This is a genomic window from Amycolatopsis sp. NBC_00438 (assembly GCF_036026695.1).
GTDB lineage: Bacteria > Actinomycetota > Actinomycetes > Mycobacteriales > Pseudonocardiaceae > Amycolatopsis.
Genome location: NZ_CP107923.1, coordinates 5,426,145 through 5,447,192 on the forward strand (window position 1 = coordinate 5,426,145; position 21,048 = coordinate 5,447,192).

The 21,048-nt window shown below is 67.2% G+C and carries 18 protein-coding genes and 1 pseudogene; 11 read left to right on the top strand and 8 right to left on the bottom strand.

Annotation, left to right across the window (positions count from 1 at the left end; all coding sequences use genetic code 11):
• Positions 1–10: 10 nt before the first annotated feature.
• The gene (locus OG494_RS23915) at positions 11–625 is read left to right on the top strand and encodes a hypothetical protein (RefSeq protein ID WP_328442742.1); all 615 of its coding nucleotides are present in this window, start codon (positions 11–13) and stop codon (positions 623–625) included.
• A gap of 159 nt (positions 626–784) precedes the next feature.
• Here the strand turns inward: OG494_RS23915 and OG494_RS23920 are convergent, their stop codons facing one another.
• Together OG494_RS23920 and OG494_RS23925 are read right to left on the bottom strand one after the other, a co-directional pair.
• The gene (locus OG494_RS23920) at positions 785–2,065 is read right to left on the bottom strand and encodes a GGDEF domain-containing protein (protein WP_328442743.1); all 1,281 of its coding nucleotides are present in this window, start codon (positions 2,063–2,065) and stop codon (positions 785–787) included.
• A gap of 282 nt (positions 2,066–2,347) precedes the next feature.
• A complete protein-coding gene (locus OG494_RS23925; protein WP_328442744.1) occupies positions 2,348–3,607 on the bottom strand; it encodes an MFS transporter in 1,260 nt (419 codons plus the stop codon).
• Between the two features lie 1,013 nt (positions 3,608–4,620).
• On the opposite strand from OG494_RS23925, the gene OG494_RS23930 reads away from it, so the two are divergent.
• The 4 genes from OG494_RS23930 (at position 4,621) to OG494_RS23945 (ending at position 7,721) form a co-directional block, all read left to right on the top strand.
• Positions 4,621–5,313, top strand: coding sequence for a hypothetical protein (locus OG494_RS23930; protein ID WP_328442745.1), 693 nt, complete (start codon positions 4,621–4,623; stop codon positions 5,311–5,313).
• Between the two features lie 221 nt (positions 5,314–5,534).
• Positions 5,535–5,921: a hypothetical protein gene (locus OG494_RS23935; RefSeq protein WP_328442746.1), complete on the top strand. Its 387-nt coding sequence runs from the start codon at positions 5,535–5,537 to the stop codon at positions 5,919–5,921.
• Positions 5,922–5,993: 72 nt separating this feature from the next.
• The gene (locus OG494_RS23940) at positions 5,994–6,569 is read left to right on the top strand and encodes a hypothetical protein (protein ID WP_328442747.1); all 576 of its coding nucleotides are present in this window, start codon (positions 5,994–5,996) and stop codon (positions 6,567–6,569) included.
• A gap of 918 nt (positions 6,570–7,487) precedes the next feature.
• Complete coding sequence (locus OG494_RS23945; RefSeq protein WP_328442748.1) at positions 7,488–7,721, top strand: hypothetical protein; 234 nt, start codon at positions 7,488–7,490, stop codon at positions 7,719–7,721.
• 326 nt (positions 7,722–8,047) lie between these two features.
• Here OG494_RS23945 and OG494_RS48430 read toward each other — a convergent pair whose 3' ends face one another.
• Both OG494_RS48430 and OG494_RS23950 read right to left on the bottom strand, forming a co-directional pair.
• A complete protein-coding gene (locus tag OG494_RS48430) occupies positions 8,048–8,341 on the bottom strand; it encodes an abortive infection family protein (RefSeq protein WP_442874497.1) in 294 nt (97 codons plus the stop codon).
• Positions 8,342–8,907: 566 nt separating this feature from the next.
• Positions 8,908–9,831: a hypothetical protein gene (locus OG494_RS23950; RefSeq protein ID WP_328442749.1), complete on the bottom strand. Its 924-nt coding sequence runs from the start codon at positions 9,829–9,831 to the stop codon at positions 8,908–8,910.
• Positions 9,832–9,853: 22 nt separating this feature from the next.
• Between OG494_RS23950 and OG494_RS23955 the strand changes: the two genes are divergently transcribed.
• The 4 genes from OG494_RS23955 to OG494_RS23970 all read left to right on the top strand — a co-directional run bounded on the left by OG494_RS23955 (position 9,854) and on the right by OG494_RS23970 (position 16,658).
• The gene (locus OG494_RS23955; protein WP_328442750.1) at positions 9,854–12,559 is read left to right on the top strand and encodes a phosphopeptide-binding protein; all 2,706 of its coding nucleotides are present in this window, start codon (positions 9,854–9,856) and stop codon (positions 12,557–12,559) included.
• Between the two features lie 181 nt (positions 12,560–12,740).
• Positions 12,741–12,869 (top strand): hypothetical protein, encoded by a 129-nt coding sequence (locus tag OG494_RS23960; protein ID WP_328442751.1) that lies wholly within the window; start codon positions 12,741–12,743, stop codon positions 12,867–12,869.
• Between the two features lie 943 nt (positions 12,870–13,812).
• On the top strand, positions 13,813–15,297 hold the full coding sequence (locus tag OG494_RS23965) for a UvrD-helicase domain-containing protein (protein ID WP_328442752.1): 1,485 nt from the start codon (positions 13,813–13,815) through the stop codon (positions 15,295–15,297).
• Positions 15,297–16,658 carry a competence protein CoiA gene (locus OG494_RS23970; protein ID WP_328442753.1) on the top strand — a complete coding sequence of 454 codons (1,362 nt, stop codon included), beginning with the start codon at positions 15,297–15,299 and terminating at the stop codon, positions 16,656–16,658. The genes OG494_RS23965 and OG494_RS23970 overlap by 1 nt, the downstream gene beginning before the upstream one ends.
• A gap of 19 nt (positions 16,659–16,677) precedes the next feature.
• Here the strand turns inward: OG494_RS23970 and OG494_RS23975 are convergent, their stop codons facing one another.
• Both OG494_RS23975 and OG494_RS23980 read right to left on the bottom strand, forming a co-directional pair.
• Positions 16,678–17,511, bottom strand: coding sequence for a hypothetical protein (locus OG494_RS23975; protein ID WP_328442754.1), 834 nt, complete (start codon positions 17,509–17,511; stop codon positions 16,678–16,680).
• A gap of 168 nt (positions 17,512–17,679) precedes the next feature.
• Positions 17,680–18,366 (bottom strand): hypothetical protein, encoded by a 687-nt coding sequence (locus tag OG494_RS23980; RefSeq protein WP_328442755.1) that lies wholly within the window; start codon positions 18,364–18,366, stop codon positions 17,680–17,682.
• A gap of 155 nt (positions 18,367–18,521) precedes the next feature.
• Here OG494_RS23980 and OG494_RS48435 point away from each other — a divergent pair.
• Positions 18,522–18,638 (top strand): annotated as a pseudogene (locus OG494_RS48435) (NADP oxidoreductase); the annotation flags it as partial.
• A 207-nt stretch (positions 18,639–18,845) separates the two neighbouring features.
• Entirely contained in the window at positions 18,846–18,968 is a 123-nt protein-coding gene (locus OG494_RS23985; protein WP_328442756.1) for a hypothetical protein, read from the top strand.
• A gap of 1,036 nt (positions 18,969–20,004) precedes the next feature.
• On the opposite strand, the gene OG494_RS23990 is transcribed toward OG494_RS23985, so the two are convergent.
• Positions 20,005–20,463, bottom strand: coding sequence for a hypothetical protein (locus tag OG494_RS23990; protein WP_328442757.1), 459 nt, complete (start codon positions 20,461–20,463; stop codon positions 20,005–20,007).
• 38 nt (positions 20,464–20,501) lie between these two features.
• The gene (locus OG494_RS23995; protein WP_328442758.1) at positions 20,502–21,044 is read right to left on the bottom strand and encodes a hypothetical protein; all 543 of its coding nucleotides are present in this window, start codon (positions 21,042–21,044) and stop codon (positions 20,502–20,504) included.
• Positions 21,045–21,048 lie beyond the last annotated feature (4 nt).

Consider the following 21,048-nt stretch of genomic DNA (forward strand, 5'->3'; position numbering starts at 1 on the left):
AGACGCAGCCGTGAACGCACCGGTCCCCCAGGGCTTCCCGCCGTACCACGGCGGCGGTCCGCCGCCGCCGAAACGCGGCCTCGCCACCGGCTGGATCATCGCGATCGTGGCCATCGGCATCGTCGTCGTGGTCGGCCTTGCCGTCGGCGTGTTCGCCGTGCTGCACCGTGGCAGCAGCTACGACGAGGTCGACGGCAAGTACGGGTCCGCGCCGCTGGCGAGCTGTGACGACGTCGCCGGCCGGGCAGCAAACCTGCCGCGGAAGAGCTCCGACATGCCGTTGCAAGGGAGCAAGGGCTGGCTGTGCACCTTCACGGACTCGGCGAACGCGGTGACGGTTCATCTCGATGTCGAGGTGAACAGCGTGCAGCGCCAGCGCACCGGATTCGACGTCTATACCTCCTCCGGCGGCTACGTGCTCGACCCGGCGGTGCATCTGGGCGAGAGCGCGGCGTGGGGGCCGGCGCCCCGGGGAACGACGTGCGACCTGGTCGTCTTGGACAGCAACGCAACGTTCAAGGTCGGGATCTCTGACTGGAAGACGCCCGCGGATGACACGCAAGCCTGCAAGGACAGGGTGAAAGCCATCGCGCAGGCGTTCTACGACGTGATGCAGCCGCACTGATGCCCGTTCTGCGTTGGCCTGAACGGGCCGGCGCGCGGTGCGGTACCAACGGACGTCATGACCCGGCTCCAACTCGCGAAACCGTGGTCACAGGCCGGCGATATACCGCCCCACAGGATCACACGACAGATCGCGCAGCGGTTAACCTGCTGTGGCCGCTCAAAGGCTTGCCAGAGCAACCCGGTCACGACCGTCCCGCTTACCCCTGTAGAGCGCGTTGTCGGCTGCCTGGACGAGTACGTCCAGGTCGGGTTCGGGGATCGCGGGGTAGATGGCAGCTCCGACGGTGACCGTCAACGGGATGGGTTCACCGGTGGGCGCGGTGATGCGGAGAGCTCGGATCCGGGTGCGGATGCGTTCGGCGATGGTGCGGGCTTCGGCTTCGTCGACGCCGGGCAGCAGGGCTGCGAACTCTTCTCCGCCGTAGCGGCCGACAGCATCGCCCCGGCGGACGGCCTTGGTGAGCACGGTGGCGACCTGCGCGAGGACGTCGTCGCCGACAGGGTGGCCGTGTGTGTCGTTGATGCGCTTGAACCAGTCCAGGTCGATCATCAAGACACCGACCCGACCGTTGGTCGTGTGGGCACGGTCCACAGCGTTCCTTGCCTGCTCGTGCCATGTGACTGCGTTGAGGAGTCCTGTGCGCTGGTCGGTGCGCGCGGCGACCTTGTACTGGTCGAGCTGGACACATTGGTGTAGCGCGAACGTCGGGACGATCATCAACAACGCCGCAGGCGACCACCACAGCAGCGCGAGCGCGACGAACACCCCCAGCGCGAGCTGGGCGACCTCGAGCAGGTTGTCCGAGGCACTGCCGATTACCTGCCGCGGGTGCTCGATAGGTACCGTCCAGGCGATCACCGTGCCGACCAGCGCGGTGTTGACTGTCCACTGCGTTCCGCCGGCGGCCACCACCGCCGCCAGGTCAGCCAAGCCCGGCCGGACACCGGCAGTGAGATAAGCAAGGTGTTCGTGGGTGCCGGTCAACTGCAGCACCGCTATGGCTCCGGTAGCGGACAGGGCAAGAGTGGCGGCGGTGAACACGGTTCGGTGCGGTGGACGGAACGCGTCGAACCGGTTAACCAGCACCCACCGGTGCCCGTAGATCACGGCAACCAGGAGCAGCTCAAGGGCCAGCGGGAGGGCGATGGCGCCGGCGAAGATCCACACGCTGCACAGGTCGACATACGGCGAGTTCGACCGGTCGCGGCGTCGGCGCTCGATGAGGTGCGAGGCATGCAGGTGCAGCATCGCCGCGGCCGCGAGCCAGCCCGCCGTGGCCCACGCTCGTGGCTCGGGCACCGTCCGCGCCGCGAAGAACAGCACACCGAGCGCGGCCAGGTCGACGAGCAGGACGAGGGCCTGCACGCGTCTGGGCAGCGTCCATAGCTTCCATCGTGGTGGTGACCAGGTTCTGGGTGTGATCTTGTGGTCGCTCATCGCAGTGCCTCCCCGCGCCGCTCTGTGCCGGTAATCACATGCTCGCCAAGGGTAGTCGCGTTGCAGTCGGGTGTCAGCCATTTCCCGACATCGCCACGCCTCTAGGCGGCTGAGACCATTCCCCTGTATCTGTCACCGGACATACCGCACGGAAGGCAGGGCTGATGAGCGACAAGGGCTGGTGAACCACCACGACCGCCACGTCTCCCCCGCCCATCTGGAAGGAGCGCGCCATGAGCGACAAGGGCTGGTAAACCCACCTGCGACCACGACATCTCGAGGTCAGGATTCAGCGGGGAGGACAGCTGAGATCGCCGCCGGTTCCCGGCGCGACCAGACCGCGGCTGCGGCGAGCGCGACCAGCGCTCCCGCGGTCCCCGCCCATGCAATCGCCGTCACCGCGCCGACCTGCTGCGCGAGCACCCCACCGAGGACAACCCCGATCCCCTGGCCAGCGATCATTCCGGTCCGCGCGAACCCCAGCGCCCGCCCCCGCACCGACGGCGGCGTCAGCTGCACGAACGTCGCACCCGCTGTCACCTGGTAGGCCGAGCACAACCCGGACACGAACAGCAGGGCCAGCGCCATTCCGAGCCCTGGCTGGGCCCAGTACGCCAGCAGCGGGACCGATGTCCCGACCGCAAGAATGCCCAGCGCGCGGACCCGCGCTCGTCGTGGCACCAGGCGCAGCAGCAGCGCCCCGACGACGGCACCGGCCGGTTCGGCCGCGAGGATCACACCGATCCAGCCGCCGGCCGCGCCGACCTGCTGTGCGAACGGCACCGCGAGCCCTTCGGGTACGACGGTGAACAAGGCCAGCCACCCCAGCCACACCAGCGTCCGCAGCCTGCGGTCCTTGGCCACCAGGACCGCGCCAGCGGCGACTCGGTGCCACCCCGACACGATGACCGGCCCGCCGTCACCATCTGCGCCCGGCGGGTAGGGGCCGAGCCCGGCCTGGATCAGTACAGCGGAGACGGCGAACGTCACAGCGTCGATGGCCAGCGCGGTGTGTGCGCCCACGCCGACCACGACGAACGCGGCAGCCGCGAACCCCAGCACCAGGCACAACTGCGTCGTGACCTGCAGCACCGCCTGACCCGCCTCATACCGGGCGCCCAGCATCTCCGGTAGCACCGCGCCCTGCGCCGCCGAGAATGGTGCCTCGAACAGCTGGACCAGCACTAGCAGCACAGCCAGCAACCACAACGGCACCGCCGGCACAGCCATGACCGCGACCAGAGCGGCCCGAGTCACGTCGCAGGCCACCATCACCAGGCGACGCGGGAATCGGTCAGCCAACCACGACAGCAATGCCCCTGAGATCAGGGCGGGCAGCATCGACAGCGCGTACGTCGCGGCGCTCCACGCCGCAGAGTCCGTGCGTTGGAAAACCAAGATCGTGAGCGCGACCCGGGCCAGCTGGTCCCCGGCGACTGAGAGCAGTCCGGCCAGCCATACCAGCTGGAACTCTGGCACGCCGAAGGCGCGCAGCGTCCCTGCTCGTCGCTGACCAGCCATCCCCACCCCACAGGCCGTCACGCACAGCTCCTCAAGGAACGCTGACGGTAGTACTCCCCATCGCGTTCCGCCACCGCCTGTCGACCTGAACATCGTCACCGTCAGAGTCAGAAGGTGGTTGCGCCGCGGATACCGGATGCGGGCGCGTCGCCTAGCGTGACCAACGAGTTCCGGCTATGCGCGGCCGGTCCAATGGACCCTGCCGGGTGGTTTCATGGGCACCTTCGAGGGATGCCGCCGCGTCGCGGTTCCGCCGCAGATCGTCAGGCACTACAAGGATCCAGTCGGTGTCCGGCGTCTCGGCAGGTTCGGGGGGCCGACGCCCTGCCGGGTCCGGGCACCGGCGCGTCACTCAACTCGGTGATCGTCGGCCCGAGGCGTCATTCCGGCCGCGTCCCGCCCTCTTATCTGGTGCTGAGGTGATCGGTCCGGCACGCCCCCCGACCGTCCCGATTGCCGGCGGTTTGGCTCGGCGGCAAGACGCCCCCCGTTTGCCGCCGAGCCATACCTCCACGACACGACCCCGACGCGTGACGCTGGCGCACGTCATGCCCTAACAATCAACCACCTGCGGATTAAAGCGCAGCTCCTACAGATTAGCGATCGCAAGCATCGCCGCTTTGAGCACTTCTACCTGCGAAAATGCGCTACGTCCGCATCTTGCGTTTTCCCTCTGAATTGCCGGGCCGGCCAGGCCTTCGCCCGATCCACCGTGCTTGCATGCTCCGCCTAGCGCAATGACACCCCGATGAAGCGACTTCGCAACAGCGCAACGTGCCGGCAGTTCACCTCCTAGAGCCCATTCGCTGTAACGGCAAGCACGAAGTGCACTCTCAGAGTGACCTCACCTCACTCGAATGTGTTCAAATGTTCGCACTCAACTACTCGTTCGGTCGCTGTTGAACAGTCAGTGCTTCTGATCTGCTGATCGGATGCCCTTGATTCCTCAACGTGGCGACGCCACGAAGACCGCTGACTCCATCGAAGAGTTCTGGAACGGATGGAGAGCTGAGCGTCGCGAAAGCGGAGTCACCATGGATTCAGTCGCGGCGCGCTCCAACATCAGCAAGACCGTCCTCTACGAACTCGGCAAACCCGGGAAAAAGGCGTTTCTTGACAATGAAGAAGCCGTGAGAGCGCTGATGACCCTGGCCAAACTGCCGGAGGATGAGTGCGATGCCCAGGTCGCCCGCTACCGGCGACTGCGTGCAGCAGACACCACCACCGACGGCACGCCAGCACCGACGCGCCTGTCCTGGCGGCGCCTGGCGCTGATCCTCGGTGCCGCGGCCATCCTCGTCGCAGCCGGCTACGTCAGCGCACTGCTGTTCCAACCAGACGAATCGCCCTCCGCCGGCGTCCCCTACGCCGCGGTCAGCGTGCAGAACATGGTCGCGCTCGGCGAGAGCGACCTGCGGCCGGACTCGACGCCGGCATACCTCTCCACCGAGCGGGTGTCTCGCTGCGCGACCCCGACGAAGAACTGCAAAGTGGCCGGCACCGAGATGGACACTGGAGTACTGCTCGTGGCGACGTGCCAAGCCGAGGGTGAGGAGTTAGTGAACTTTAACCTCGACTCCACCTCTCCGGAGAACCCGAACCGGGCGCGGTCCAAGCGCTGGTACGACGTGCGCCTCCCCGACGGCCGCACCGGGTTCATCAACGAGGTCTACCTCGCCCCGCACGATCGCGGCGGACTCGGTCTGCCCAGCTGCCCACGAGCCTGACCACGTCCGGGACTCCGCCGAACGTCCGGCGGAGCCCCGGACCAGCGAAAATCTCGACCAGCAGTGGTTCATTGATCTCAGCGGGCACCCGCTCGCTCCTCACCCGGCAACGGCTCCGGAAGCCTCCCGCGTCTTCGGGACTCTGCCCCGTCACGGGCCTTCCGAAGATCAGCCGCGCGCTGATGGGGATGTGGTAGCACCAATGATGAGAGGGATGGACTATGCGGTTGACGACGTCGAGGCTGGCCAAGGCCGCCGCCGTTGCACTACTGCCGCTGGCGGTGGGCGTGACGGTCGCTCCTGCCGCGCACGCGAGCTGGAGCGAGGCAACGAGCTGGACGGGCGACGAGGTGAACATCCGCGACTGCAACCACCCGAAGCAGACCCCCAACGCCACCTACTGCCAGTCGGTCGCCAAGATGCCGCCGGGCACCACGGTGCACATCGTGTGCCAGGCGCGCGGAGCGACGGTCATCAACGACAACGTGTGGGACTACGTGGTCTGGGACCACGGCGGCGTCCGAAGTGAGGGCTACACGTCGAACTACTACCTCAGCACCAACCCCCGGAGCCCGTACTGGCTCCCGGGGGTCGACACCTGCAGCTGATCCGCCCTCGTTGTTCCGGGACCGGGGTTCCCTGGTCCCGGAACAACCCCCGTCGGTGGGCAGCCTGAGGCGGTGAACGAAAGGCGCAAATCGAACATCAATCGGCGCCCATCAGCCGCCCTTGAACTGCCCGATGATGATCGCGATCAAGGCGACACAGACGGCGTCAGCGATCAGTCATCGGCCCAATTATTGGTCCACGAACCAAGGAGACATGCGATGTCCAAGAGGCCCACCCAGACCATCACGTCCCGCGGCCGTCGCGCGCTGGCCGCAGTTGGTTCCGCTGTCACCGCAACTGCTGTTGCCGGCACGCTTCTGGCGACCGCAGCGCCAGCATCGGCCGCCGATGGCTGCACCTACGGCGGCTACCCGGTGGATCGCTGCGTCCACGTCGAAGGTAGCGGCACCTACGTGAACTACGTGACCGGCACGATCAGCTACCAGACCGGCCAGTACCTCGAGATCGAGGTCTGGGGTGACGGTATCTACTACCGCGGGCACGGCTCGCCGGGCACACCGTCTGACACCACTGCGGTGCAGATCAACGTCAACCGCAACCTCGCCAACGGCAGCTGGGTGTGCGTCGCCGCCCGATGGGTGGACGGTACGCAGGTCTCGCCAGCGTGCCTGCAGATCCACGGCTAACCGACCGCTACCGCAGTGGCACCCCTCTGACAAGGACGCCACTGCTCCGCGTCAAGCAGCCGAGATGTGAAATGAGGCGCGACATGAAACACGCCGAGTCACTCACCCTGCAGGGCTCGATCCACGCCGGCACCCGTCTCGCAACGTTGTCTCGTGCTGCCATGACCGCCTCCGTCCCGGCCGCCTAGCTCCCGCAGATCGACAGGCCGCTGGTCTCCGCGGGTAACCACGGTAACCCGAACAGCCCAGCCGACCACTCAACTGCCGCGACCGTCCGCCGGAATCCGTCACCGAGGCGCTACCTCGTCCACCTACAGAGGTCCGCGGACTGCGACGTCGGCTGAAGTCTCGTGACGTTGCCGAACATCCCCCGGTCGGGTGTTCATGATCCGTAACCTCGTCACGGACTGCGGGAGCGCAGGTTTCACCGGTGTGTGCGTTGTCGGGACCGTGTGCGGGACCGGTACTCATCGACGGCTAGGGAGCCGGAGGACGCCACCAGGGGATACGGTGTGCCGGGCTCGCGTAGGGGCGAGCCCGGCATACCACAAATGTCGCCGCCGACGACGAGGTCGACGGCGAAGTCTCGGTGCTGCAACTCGTGCGCAGACGCCGACGACGAGCGTCGACGTCGTAACAGCTGTGCGCACCGGGTCGACATCGGCACTGCGGCACCCGCCGCGGGCCTGGGACCGGCGACAGCTTTCCTCCCCCGAGACTGCCGCCGGCCCCGGGCCTTTTCACCATCTCGCCGGTTTCGACCGCGCCTTCGCCCGGGTTGCGGACGTCGAGCCAGTAGGCACCGGCCCTCCGGAAGCTGCCGCCGCACACGACTCGTGCCACACCCGAAAAGGAACCTGCTACAGGTGATGATCGATGCGCGATGATCCTGTCGAGGATGCACCGGAGGTGGGGCGTGTGACAGGCGAACGCCGGGTGCGGCTGGTCGTCTCCAGCCGCGAAGTCAGTATCTCCGCTGAACCGGACAGCGAGGTGCTGCGATACCCCGGGATCAGCGTCGTTCGTGTCCAAGACGGGCAGCCGGTGACGCAGACCTGGGTGCCGCTGGGCACCTTGCCCAGCTTCGCCGACGACGAGACCTTGATCGCGGCCTGGCGCGCGGCCCTGCAGTGGCGACAGGCCTGCGCTTAAGCGCAGCGGCGGCACACCCGCCGAGCTCAGCGTCCCGCATCCGCCTGGTCGGCCGCCGATGCTCTGGACCTCCTGCACGGTCGTGACGGCGATCGTCACGGCGATGGACGGAGTAGCTTCGGTGGCGCCGGCTCGGCTCGCCGCAGCCGCTGTGCACGGCGGTGGTGCGGGCGCTACCGGGACATCCATAACCGGGGCTCTGAGCTGTTCGACATCGTTGAAGACTGTCACACTTTTGGATGTCAAGGTGTTCGTCAAAGCGTACTAGTGTATGTCATTGCTGATTAGCGGCTATCAGGGATTCACGCTGATGACTCATCCCGTGTTCAGCGAGCCGCTGATAGGTCTTGCTGGCAGCGTCCAGCGTGGCCAGCGCCACGGCCAGCCCGGCGAGGGTGTTCAGCAGCAGCTGACACCAGGTGGTCGCGGCGTTGACCGTGAGCCGTGCGTGGCGTGCGCCGAGCCCGGCCCGGGGCTCGGGCTTGGCCGTGCCCGGTGCAGTAGCCGCGGTTGCGCAATTCGGCCAGCCCGATCGCGATGACGGACACGCCGCCGAGGATGTTCTTCAGCGCGTCAGCGCCGTCCGGGCCTGGCTGGACTGCCGAGGGATGCAGGCGCAGGTCTACTGGGCGCCTTTGACCAGGTCCGGGACGGTCGCGTTGTCGTCGACGGCTTGGATGAGAACGGCCTGCTTGAAGATCGCGGCCAGCTCGCCGGCGAAAGCGCGGTACGGCACAGATTCAGGGACACCTCACCGACGCGTCGTCGCCGTGACAACCGAGAACGGCCGGTCGACCTCGGCAGTGCGGCATCGGCCGCAGGCCTAGGACCGGCGGCAGCTTCCTCCCCCCGAGACTGCCGTCTCCGCAGGTCGGGGCGCACCTGCTACGGCCTCCGCGGATCGACCCACTGTCCGTCGCCGAGGCGATGGCCCTGGAGGCCCGGATCGACGCCCGGCTCGCCCGGGAGGGGCTCACATGACTGATCTCGAACCTTGATGGCTGATCCCCAGGCCGCCCGTGGAACCGGCGGTGGGCTGCCGCGATCACGTCACCGCCGCGCGGGACGCGGCTCTGTCGTGGCTCTACGACCGTGACGACGAGCTGGCCGAGCGGGACGGGCGGGGTAGCACTGGCGCATCCATTCCGTCCACAGTGGACTTACCGGACGACGGGCACCGGCTTGATCAAGGCTGTCCGTCCGGTCGCAGAACGGCGGCGACTGCAGCACCGACTTCGGGCTTACTTAGATAAAACGTCGCTTCGTGAGGCTTAGCTCCGTTGTCGACGGTGTACCGGCTCTCCAGTACTCCGTCAGCCCCGGGGAACCACGGCGTGAGGTCGGGGCGCGCCGCGACGAGGTCGTCCCGATCAGCCAGGTTCAGCCAGCGGGCCAGGTGCGCGGGAATGTGGGGCGGCTGCGGCCGGGTGCGGTCGTAGACGATCGTGCGCAGGCCCAGCGGTGACCCCAGGGTGACCAGCAGTGCGAGTGGTCGCTCGTGTCGGTGGACGGCTTCGTACGCGACCACGGATCCCAGCGAGTGACCGATCACGATGTGGGTATCGGGTCCCAGGTGCTCCGAGACCCGGGCTTGCGTGCGCTCGCGGACGTCGTCGTCGGTCAAGTAGCGAGTCACCTGACGCAGGGCCTTGACCACCGTGCGCTCAGCCATCGTGACCCCGAAACGCGCAAAGGGGCCCACACGAGCGAGGGCGTTGATCACGGGCCGGGCCGCGGCGCGGGCGCCTTGCGGTTCACCGGCCTGGCCTATGAGAGCGTCCAGCTCAGCTCGGGCGGCCTCCCGGTCGGCGGGATCGGACGCGGATTCGGCGAATCGAGTCAGCCATTCACGAGCCAGTGATACGGCGAAATCCAGCTCTTCCTCGTCAAGCGAGTCATCGCTGCCCTGGATTTCCCGCCGTTCGAAGACGTCACCGTAGAATGCCATCCGGACGTCACCCGGCGTGCCGCCACGCCAGAGGCGGTCGGCGAGATCGGGATATCCGGCGAGCCGGACACCGCCGGCCAGCGCGGGCAGCCATTCCGCCTCGAGCGTGTCCGCCGACTTCTGTTCCTGCCCGATACCGTGTAACAGAACGATCTTTGCCACGACTAACTCTACCGTGAATACCGTGGGTGGGCGGCGTGCTCTGGTGATCGGCTCGCAATGCGAGTCGCTCAACCTGCTCTCATTTCTGCCGGACGCGGCACGGGAGGTGGCCGCGACACTTCGCGATCCGCAGGTCGGTGGCTGCTTGCCGGCGCTCGGAGACGGGCGCGATCTGATCATCGACCCGTCCAGAGACGAGCTCGACTCGGCCGTCACGGAAGCCATGCGGAGCGCCTCCGAGGATCAGGCGACCTTGTTCATCGCCTTGGTCGGGCACGGTGATTACGCCAACGACGACTTCTACTTCCTCACCCGGGAAGCGACGTCACCACCCTCCAGCCGGAATTCGTTTCTGCTGGCGCAGCGAATCAAGGAGCTGCTCGGGGAATACTCCCTCGTCGATGGTCTGGTCGTCCTGCTCGACACCTGTCACGCGGGCATCGCCGCCGAGCAGGCCGCGGCCTCGTGGGTCAAGATCGTCGGCCAGGCGGGCAAACGGTTCGAAGTCCTCACCGCGTCCGACGAGCGGACCGCCGCGAACGGCTGTTTCAGCCGGTCACTCGTCCAGCTGCTGCGATCCGGTCGCCCGGAATTCGGCGAGCGGGTCCGATGCGCGGACCTGAAACGGGCAATCAGCCCGCTCTGCCCCACTCAGACCGCGGTACACCTTGCGTTCGACGGTGTCCGCCAGGTCCCAGCCGGTGACCGGGGTCTGTGGCTCGCCGCGAACGTGGCCGAACCGTGGGCACGATGGTGCGGAACTTCGGCTGCGTCCGAGATCGACCGGCTCACGTCCCGGTACAAACCGGACGACTCGCTACGTCAGGTGGTGAGCAAGCTCCTGACCGGAACGCGGTGCGTGACCGTGATCGGCGCCGAGAATTCCGGGAAGTCGACCTTGGTCGCGGCGCTCGCCCGGCCAGCTGTCGCCGACGAGATCGTGCCGCCCAAACTGATGCACGCCGTGCTGTTCCTCCACCCGGGACAGCCGCTCCAGCACGTGGCCGACGATCTCTCGGCCCAGCTCGAGCGCTGCGTCGAAGGGTTCGGCTCCGCCCTCCGCGAGTATGCACAGCAGGCGGAACCCGGCGCCGACGCCCTCGACCGCGCGATCATCGGGCCGTTGAGGCTGCTCGGCCGCGGCTCCCGCAGCCCGGTCCGGATAGCCATCGACGGACTGGACGACCTGGCAGTGCCGGATCGTGACCGATTTACCAAGTCGCTCGGGGAACTGACCGTCCGTGCCACGCTGCAATGGATTCGGCTTGTCGTGGTCTCGCGCCGCGGTCTTCCCTTCGGAGAAGTGGTACAGCTGCCGGATCCGATCTGGGCACGCACAGCTCAGGCGTCTGGAGCCCTGGACGTGCCGCTGCCCCAGGTTGTCGTGGACCGACCCCGGCCGGAATCTGCCCCGACCAGCCAGCCGGTCCCGATGGCCCCGCCGCGTCGGTCGCCGGCACCCACTCGCCCGCGACAACCGGTGCGCGCGCTGGCCGGTCCGCCGCCTGGCCGCCCCCGCCGTGGCCGGCTGCGTGATCGTTTTCCCCAGGTTCCGCGACTGGCGGTGAAGATCTTCGCGGTGATGGTCGGTATCGCGGCGATCGGGTTTCTGCTGGCCGCCTTCTTCTCCGTTCCCTGGTGGGTCCACCTATCTCTGGTCGTACTGGCTACCGGTGTGTCGCTGCTGCTCGAAATAACCGGCCGACGGAAAAACAGATACCGCAGAGAAGTGCGCTTCGATCAACTAGAGAACTTGATGCAGGGAGAGAACTTGATGCAGGCCAGCCGAGCGCTCACCGTCGGAGATCTCAACAGGATCCTCGTCTCGTTCGACTCGCCGACGTTGATGCGGCAGGTTTCACCTGGGCCCGACTCTTGGGAGATCGTCCGGTCGCTGCTGACGGTTGCACAGCGACGAGGGCCGCTACCTCTGACCATTCTGGTGACCGCATCGGCCCTCCGTGACGGCGTGCGCTCGGTATCCGAGGTGCGAGACATTCTAGTGCGGCTCGGCAGAGAGATGATCCGGAGGAATCCCGGAACCGACCGGGAAACGGTCCGCATGCGATCACGGCGAGGAGATCCTGCCGACCATCAGGAAGCATTGATCGCCTTGGCATGGGCGATTGCGGAGGAGGCACCGCCAGGCGCGGGAAGCAGCGACGCACTCGAGTACCAGTACGCCCAGGCCTGCGAAGCCGGCTTCTTGTTCGACGCCGGGCTCTACGAGCAAGCCATGCGCAGCGTCGGCGACCGGCCGTTCACCGTGGCCGCGGAGAATCGTGCGCGCTGGTCGTCCTGGTCGGACCGCCTCGAGCGCAGTCCGGATGTCCCGCCCTCCCTGGCGCTGCTGGCCCGGCATCGCGAAGCGACCTGGACCAGGCAATGCGGCGAGCCGGATGAGGCACTGCGCCTGCTGGAGCGTGCCTGGAAACGAGCACGCACTCTGCCCGGTTTCACACCGTCGGAGATCAGTGCCGAAGTCCTCGCCGATCTCACACACTGGCGCGCGGAGCAACCAGAAGTACAGGAAGTCCAGCAGGGCGTCCCGGATGTCGACCTGACTGAGCTCAGCTGGCCCGATCTCCCCCTCATCGAGCCTGCCGACCTCGATCTCCCCTTCATCGAGCCTGCCGACGGGGAGAGCGACCTGCCCGACGTCAATCCGACGGGTCCGGAGACCACGGAGGAAACCGATCCGCCCGCCTTCGGGGCAATCGACCTATAGCCATGGCGGACTCAGCGTCGAAGTCCTCGGTCACCTATTCACCGGTCACCCACCGCCACCGACGCGCGTCGTCGCGGCTACCTTCGACGGCACGCCGAGCTTCATCACCGTGGCGTAACCGCCGCAACCAGGTTGATCGTTCTTGCCGCGCAGGCCGGTGCCCCGAGTTCGGGAAGTACCTGTGAGCATCCGCAGCCGCTCCCCGGTTCTCCTCTACGCCCACCGTGGGGTCGTCATCGGCATCGGCGACTGCGCGCACACGCGACACGGGCGTCTGGTGGTGATCCGGCTCGGCATCCACGGCCGGTGAACGGCCAGCGGCTCCAGGAGGCGGGCCCGGTCATCGAGGGGAGGTAACAACCGGGCCCGCGCGCACAACTTACCCAGCTCCACGGCCGGAAATACCTCGTTTCCCACTTCCCCCCGTGTGGCTGCCGAGCCCGCGTCACGGTGATCAGGCGGGTCGAGGTCGGCGACGCTCATTGCGACGGCGTGGCTGAGTACTCCGAGCAACCCGCGCCGAAAGCACAGCGGGCGCTGCAAGTCGCGCCACGTCACGCAGAACATCTCGATCACCCGGCGTCGGCGCTCAACCTCGAACGGGTCACTGACCCGAGAAGTGATCATGTAGGCCACCGGGGGCGCAATATCGCTGCACAGCTCGCCGAATGCGTCGCCATCGCCGGCCCGAGCCGACTCGCTGCAAGCGGTAGCCTGCAGCGTCCTTGACAGCCGCCCCGTCGCAGTCACCACCAGCAACGACACCACCGCACGACTCTGGGACCTGGCCAACGGCGAAGAGATCGGCATCTTCGACGTCCGGAGTTTCGGCGGCGTAGCGATCGGGCGTGGCGGCGAGATCATGATCACGGCTGGCTGGGACCTCATCATCCTCGATCAGATCGCTCGATACTAATTCGTAGCCATGCCTACGTGTCCAACGCAACCGACCAATTGTCGGCTTGCCGCAGGTGAAGCCGCTGGGACGATGGCAACGTCGCCCACTTTGCTGGTGGACTGCAGATATTCGATGTTGCGATATTCCGACCGGGCGTCTCCAGGGCAATTTGTGTACCTGCAGTGATGAGGTCAGCCGGCACCAGCGTCGGCTCCGTCGGAGGTGACGGGTGACCACGACCAGCTCTCGCAGCGCCCGATCAACCATCGACATAACGGCCCGGTAACGGGGCCTCGAAACTGTCGTACCCGCATGTGATCGTGTGCTCGCTGGTTGTGTCACGGGAGGGAGCACGATGCCGGGACGACGCCCCACGCCGGAGCAGGAAGCCGCGGTTGCGGCGTTCCGCCGCGGTGATCATCTGGTGCTGCAGGCCGGCGCCGGCACCGGCAAGACGACCACGCTGACGATGCTGGGCAAAGCCACCCGCTGGCAGGGCCGCTACCTCGCATTCAACAAAGCCATCGCGATCGAGGCCGAGAAGAAATTCGGCGGCAACGTCCGCTGCTCCACCGCGCACAAGCTGGCTTTCAAGGCCGTCGGGCACCGGTTCGCCGAGCGGCTGAACCTGCCGCGGATGTCGACGACGAAATTGGCGCAGCTGCTGGGCATCACGATGCAAGTCACCATCGGCGCCCGGAACCTGAAGCCGATGTCCCTGTGCTCGATCGCACGGGAGACAGTGCTGCAGTTCTGCTACTCCGCCGACGAGTTCCTCGGCCGCCAGCATGTGCGCTGGCAGAAAGGCATCACCGCCGAGCACGAACACGACCAGCTCACCGAGCTCGTGCTGCCGATCGCCGAGCGTATGTGGGCCGACCTGCAGACCCCCGACCGCGGCAAGGTCCCGTTCAAGCCCGACCACTTCCTCAAGATGTGGGCACTGACCCGCCCCCGGATATACGGCGAGTTCCTGCTCCTGGACGAGGCCCAGGACACCAACCCCGCGGTCGAGCAGGTCTTTCTCGCCCAGGACACCCACGCCCAACTAGTCATGGTCGGCGACTCCGCGCAGGCGATCTACGGCTGGCGCGGTGCCCGGGACGTAATGACCGGCTTCGCCGGCCACCAGCTGGCACTGTCGCACTCGTTCCGGTTCGGCCCGGCTATCGCCGGCGAGGCCAACCGGTGGCTCACGATCGCCGATGCCCCGATTCGCCTCACCGGCTCGCCACAGGTGTCCAGCAGCCTGCTGACGTTGCCGGGCACGCCGGACGCGATCCTATGCCGGACCAACGGCGGCGCCATCGCCGAGATCCTCACGCTGCTAGCCGACGGCCGCCGCGTCGCGCTCGCCGGACGCGCCGAACAGCTCAAAAGCCTGGCCGAGGCCGCGCAGAAGCTGCAGGCCGGACACCGCACCGACCACCGCGACCTGGTGCTGTTCTCCACCTGGGGCGAAGTCCAGGACTACGTCGAATGGGACCCCGACGGCCGCGACCTGGTGGCCTTCGTCGACGTCATCGACGAACACGGCGCCGACGTCGTCCTGGCGACCCTCAACCAGCTCAGCGCCGAGGCCGAGGCCGAGGTCACCGTGTCCACCACCCACAGCGCCAAGGGCCGCGAATGGTCCCGCGTGCGCATCGCCGCCGACTTCCCCGAACCGACCGACCCCGAGGAGGTCGACCCGGCCGGCAACCCGCTACCCGGCGAGATCGAACCCGAGGAGGCCCGCTTGGCCTACGTCGCGGTCACTCGCGCCCAGCACCAGCTCGACCTGGGCGGGCTGTCCTGGATCAACCAGCATCCCGACGGCAACCCATCCCGGGACCGGTGATGGCGTTCTCCGCCATCCACCCGGATGCCGGGCGCGTCGACGCGACGCTGCCCGACCTGGGCTGTGTCCTGGCCTGGGACCTGGTGCACAAGGTGCGCCCTCGGGTCGCGTTGCGTTGCCGGGCGTGCGGGCATGGCGTGCACGCCAAAATCTCGCCCCGGGGCCTGCGCTACTTCGCCCACGACCCCGGCCGCCCACCCGACTGCGCGTGGCTGAACGAGTCCCTGGAGCACCACCAGCTGAAACTCGTTCTGGCCACTGCCGTGCGGGCCACCGGCTGGCACGCCGAGCTCGAGGTCACCGGCCCGAACGGCGGCTGGCGAGCCGATGTGCTCGCCACATCGCTGGATGGGAGTCGCCGGATCGCCTGGGAAGCCCAGCTCTCGCCGATCACCGACGACGACATTCGGTACCGCACCACCCGCTACCAGGCCGACGACGTCGAGGTGTGCTGGGTCAGCCCGACCCGGCCGCCGTGGATCGGAGTCGTGCCATCGGTCCAGGTGGCCGAGGACGACGACGGCACGGTCGCCATTGTCGACGGTGCTGCGGAGTTCTACTACACCGTCGGCGAGTGGCGGATGAACCGGAGCCAGCCCTTGGCCGAGTTCATCCGCCGGGTTCAGAACCAGACGGTGGTGTTCCACGAGGTGCTACCCCGGTACCGACGGATCCGGCTCAGCGCCGTCAGCCACTCGCGACGCCGGGGATTCTGGGTCAGTTCGGCGAGTGTCATTGCCGAGTCAGGCCACGAGGCGATACGTCAGCGTCAAGAGGCGTGGAAGCAACGGCAGAAAGAGGAAGCCGAAGCACGCCGTATGGCCGAGGAGCTGCAGCGCGAGATCGAGCTTAAGGCCGAGCAGGCTCGGCTGGACAAGCAACGCGAGCAACAGCGCGCCGAGCAGCAGCGGCAGGCAGCGATTCAAGCAACGCGCGAGCGGCTGCGCAGAGAAGAGGAACAACAACAGCAACAGGCCGTCGAGCAGGAACGTCTGCGCCTGGAGCAGATCGAGGCCCGAGCCGGCGATCGGTGGCATGCCGACGTCTTCGAGACCCGTCAGCGGGAACTACGCGACAAGGTCATCGACCATGTGTGGCTGAAGGAACGAACCAAGACGACTTCCTTCGCCACGAGCGGGCCTGCGGTCGAGTTCGCCTACGGCACGCCGGTCTATGTGCGAGACCGGCTCTACGGTGTTCTGCGTCCCAGCCCACTGTCGCTGCACCGGCTGCCGCGCGAGGTCGTCGTATTCATGCTGAATGCCCGAGAGGGCGCGCGATGCGTCGACACCGGGCTGGTTCCCGCCGAGCGAGTGGTGTTTTTCGACTTTCCCGACGCCGAGCAGCTTCAGCTGCTGTGACTTTCGGGAAACCGTGACCTCAGGCTGCGGCGCAAAGCAGGTCGTAGATGCGCCACGCCTCGTTCAACCAGAGCACGATCGCGGCGGCGGCGGTTCCGACCTCGCTGATGCTGGAGGTGGCCGAGCCGGTGAGGGCGCCGTCCGCGTTGCGCTGGAGATGCTGTCGATCGATGTGCCGGATCCGCGCCGACGGTGTGGCGTGCGCGTGCCCGCTGTGCCACCGCCATAACATCGCAACGCCGTACCGGGTGTCCTCGTTACCGTCATCGGCGAACACGAGATCGCTGACCTGCGTGATGACTTCGGTCATCAGCAGTCGCCAGCCGGGAACCTTGCTCGCATCAAGCCCCGCCGTGGTGGCCGCGGCCTGCAGCTCAGCGAGGTACCGATCGAGACGCGCACGCTCCTTGTCGACGTCGTCTCCCAAACCCAGGTGGTCGGGAAGCTGGACCGAGAGCAGGCCCTTGCGCTGGCGGAGGTCATCACGGGCGATGATAAGGGCATGCTCCACCCTGGTGAGCCGCGCCGGTGGCTTGAGAACCCACAGCGCCTGAGCCACGCCCATCAGCGCGGTGCGTAACACCGTGAAGTAAGCCGCAGGGGGCTGCTTCCCTCCGGTCGAGAGGAAGGACATCCGGAAGAACTCGAGATGTTCGACCGCAGTCACCATGCCGCCGTAGGCCACATGCGAGGCCGGCAGGTTCGGATAGGCCTCGTCGTCACGGGCCAGGCTACTGCCCGCGACCGGGGTGACCGGCGGCCGGGTGACCCGCTGGAACCATCCCTCAACCCCCGGAAACAGAACGGTCTCGAGCCGCCGCTGCCACGCGCGCTCGTCCTCCTCGCTCACCATCTGACAGTCACCTTCCATTCGGGATCTGGACAGTCTCGCGCAGCGAACCGGCGACATTCGAGCGATCTCTTCGGCACGGCAGGTGGTCACCGCGCAGACATGGTGTCGACGTCAGCGGCGGCGGGGCACCACACGGACACGTCGGCGGAATTCTGATCTCGGTAGCCGCTACAGCGAGACCGGCCTCGGTTCACCCCGCCCTCTGCGTTCCCAGCGTTGCCCGTGCTCGTCAACATAGGTGATGATCCACTTGAACAGTGCGCCTTCTCCCGAAACGAAAGGCTGAGGCGTACCGTCCTCGTTGAGGAATTCAACCCAGAAGTCGCACTCGCCCCCAGACGGCGCAATCCTGTCCCGGACTCGTGGGTTGTTCTTGGTCAGTCGCCATCCTGCCGTGGGTGGGTCGACGCTGTTGACTTTTTCGATGTGCTCGAGCCGGATCTCGTAGAACGCCTCGTGTGCGTCGTTGGTGACCCTGACGTTGTAGGCGCCCATGGTGCGGACTCGACTGGTCACCTTGCGGGCATGAGCAAGAGCCGCGGCAGACCGGGCGGTCTCTTCCCGCTCGTGCTGCCGCTGAGTCAGGGCATTGGCCTTTCGAGCCTCATCGGCGCTGGCCTGGGCCGACCGCGCGGCATTCTCGGCGGCATCCAGGCTCAACGCGGCAGTCGTGTTCGCGTCTCGGGCCAACCCGGTCTGTGTCCGGGTTTCTTCCAGCGCCCCCTGCGCGGTGCGAGCCTGTTCACTGGCTATCCGTCGAGCACTGCGCGCCTCGCGCGCCTGCCAGATCGCGACCCCCATCGCCGCGAGGGAGATGGCGGCCGCGGTGATTGCGACGATGGTCTGGGCGTCCATCGCGCCATTCTCACCCACCTGGACGGGCTGGCGCCCCGTCACCGGAGCCGGCGTCGAGTGCCAGGTCGGCATCGCCGACGGCCTGATCACCGCGCGCCGCGCCACCTTCGTCCCGCCCGCCGGATCGGCCGGGTTCCTGACTCGGGCCCGGCGCTATCGCCGCAACGAGGGACGAGGCCGCGCAGGCCGAGATCGTGGTGCTCGCCGTGCCCCACCCGCAGGCAGCCAATGCGCTCGCCGGACTGCCAGACTGGAACGGCCGAGTGCTCGTCGACGCCACCAACGACTTCTCGGCACGCCCGGCACTCGGGCAGCCGACGTCGAGCGAGCAGATCGCCGCTGGCCCCCAGTGCACACGTGATCAAAGCCCTCAACCACCTCGGCGCGGTCGTCCTCGGGGCCGAGCCCCAGACCGCCGGCGGAAATCGCGTGCTGTTCGTCTCGGGAGACGACGCAGCCGCCAAAAGACGTTGAGCGCCGTGCTCACCAACCTCGGCTACGCGCCGATCGATCTTGGCCGCCTCGCCGAAGGCGGAAGGCTGCACCAACTCGGCGGGCCGCTCGTCAGCATCGACCTCGTCCGGCTGGAGCCGAGTCGATGAACAGACTCGCCCTCAACGCAGCAGCAGCGGACAGCCTCGGTTCACCTGCAACTGCATGCGCAGTGCCTCCGGGACTCCTTGGTGGCGTCTCGGGCGCAGCAGGGCGCTGACCCAGGTGGTGTCGGGCCCGCCGCGATCCGTGACGTCCGCACCGAAGGACAGCTGGCCGCCCGTGATCCTCTCTCGGTTGGCGGAGCCTCTGCACGAGATCTCGGACAACCGGTTGCATGGCGGCGGCCAAGACGTTCAAGGGTCAGACATGCCTCGCATCGGCCTTCTGCCTCCGCGACGATCAGGCCCTGCTTCCTGTAGACGCCAGCGATGCTGGGATGGCACGCCATCCCAGCATCGGCTTTCGCCGCCGCGCAGTCGGCTCGTCGCTGCCCACGTGAGGCGCCTTACCCCGCTGATGCCTGTCGGAAGTAGATCAACGGCACGATTCGCGAAGTGAACCGCGCTCGAGCGAACCGGTTCCAATCGCGAGAGCCTCAGCCGTCGGCGACCTCGGTCCAGGCGGGGCGATCACGCAGGGTGTGCGCTGGGATGAGCGATTGACGTAGCTGCCCGTCGATCGGCTGGAAGTACGTCGTGTCATCGGGCAACGCGTACCACCGTCCACCGCCGATCGACGGCCGCTCGACGGCCTCCTACACCGTCGCCCCGGTCAGTGTCAAGCGACAGCAGAGCTGGCCAGCCGCGTGGCGATGAGCTGGGACAGGCCAGGTACTTTGACGCGCCTGACGGACGTTCGCGTCAAAGTACCTGGCCTTTCAGGTCGCTGAAAGACCCGTCCCTCAGTCTCAGGCCCTGTCAGCCGACACCAATGTCATGATCGGCGGCTTGATCCGGGGCGCGCGGATCGGGTGGGAGCGGGGCTGCGCTCGGCGCAGTCGACCGCGTTACCGATCATGGGCACCTCGCTGTGCTGGACGACTCCTACCGGTACTTGTGTCCTCGGCCGCCGCTGGGGCCCGACGGCTATCAAATGAGCCGTGACCTTCCGAGGGGAAGGTCACGGCTCATTGACGAGGTGACGTTACCGATCGCTGGTGTGCCTGACATCCAGTGCGTCGAGCACGATCGTTAGCTTGAACCCGGCGTAAACCTCGGTTCGGAAGAAGTCGCGCAACGCCCGCCGGTCGGTGTGCACGGACCCGTCTGCGGTTTTCCCAGCGAACCATTCGGCGTAGCTGGTCTTCTCCTGGTGGTACCGGTTGTGAGCTGCGGCCAGCAGATCGGCGCGGTCAGCCTCGGGCAGGCCCGGCTCGAGGATGGTGAACATGTCCTCGAGCTTCGTGAGGTCCTGCATCCCGTGGGCCACCCACTCGTTGCCAAGCTGCAGCAGCAGTGCCAGCGAGCCGGTAAGCACTGCGGAGTCGGCCCGGTAGGCGCCGAAGGCCATGTCGCGCGTCCGCTCGATGACCCGCATCGCCTCGGCCGGAAGCTCGCCCAGGCGTTCGGCGAGCCGGATGTCGACAGTTTCCCTGGTGATCATGGCAGTCCTCCGGTCGGATTGGTGATGGAGAGCTTTCATTACTGGGCGCGGCCGGCGAGTTCCGGCTCGGACTCGGTCTTCGTCATCTTCGGCTTCTTCACCGAGGTGTGGTCGACGGTGGCGGGCACCGGGCCGGTGCCTGCCTTGTCGTCAGCGGGCTCTGCCTTGACGGCGAGCAGGGCGTTGGTGAGATCGGCGGCAGGGCAAGTGCTGGAAGCGGAGGCCAGGTTGCGCAACGCCTCGGCGAGCGCGCGGACGAACGCGACCTTCATCCGGTCGAGCATCCGGCCGACGGCCGCGCGCACCGAGGGCGCAACTGACTCGACGGCGTGGCCGCCGATCAGGATCAGCGTGATCGCGAACTTGCCGTCCTGGCCGCCACTGAACGTGGCCCACGCCGCCGTGAGCAGCCCGACGAAGGTCGGCAGGGTGTGGAAGAACCAGGGGAGGTTCGCCCGCCGCTTGCCGGTCACCCGGTCGGCGTTGCGCTTCTCGAGCTTCCCGCCGATCGCGGCGCTGCCGATGGCGAAACCCACGCCCAGTGCGACGCTGAGCCAGATGGCGGTGACGTTGTCCGGCATGACG

Coding starts and splice junctions, on each gene's coding strand:
- OG494_RS23920 (WP_328442743.1), bottom strand. CDS start 2,065: ATGAGCGACCACAAGATCACACCCAGAACCTGGTCACCACCACGATGG.
- OG494_RS23930 (WP_328442745.1), top strand. CDS start 4,621: ATGGATTCAGTCGCGGCGCGCTCCAACATCAGCAAGACCGTCCTCTAC.
- OG494_RS23935 (WP_328442746.1), top strand. CDS start 5,535: ATGCGGTTGACGACGTCGAGGCTGGCCAAGGCCGCCGCCGTTGCACTA.
- OG494_RS23965 (WP_328442752.1), top strand. CDS start 13,813: ATGCCGGGACGACGCCCCACGCCGGAGCAGGAAGCCGCGGTTGCGGCG.
- OG494_RS23970 (WP_328442753.1), top strand. CDS start 15,297: ATGGCGTTCTCCGCCATCCACCCGGATGCCGGGCGCGTCGACGCGACG.
- OG494_RS23975 (WP_328442754.1), bottom strand. CDS start 17,511: ATGGTGAGCGAGGAGGACGAGCGCGCGTGGCAGCGGCGGCTCGAGACC.
- OG494_RS23980 (WP_328442755.1), bottom strand. CDS start 18,366: ATGGACGCCCAGACCATCGTCGCAATCACCGCGGCCGCCATCTCCCTC.
- OG494_RS23990 (WP_328442757.1), bottom strand. CDS start 20,463: ATGATCACCAGGGAAACTGTCGACATCCGGCTCGCCGAACGCCTGGGC.
- OG494_RS23995 (WP_328442758.1), bottom strand. CDS start 21,044: ATGCCGGACAACGTCACCGCCATCTGGCTCAGCGTCGCACTGGGCGTG.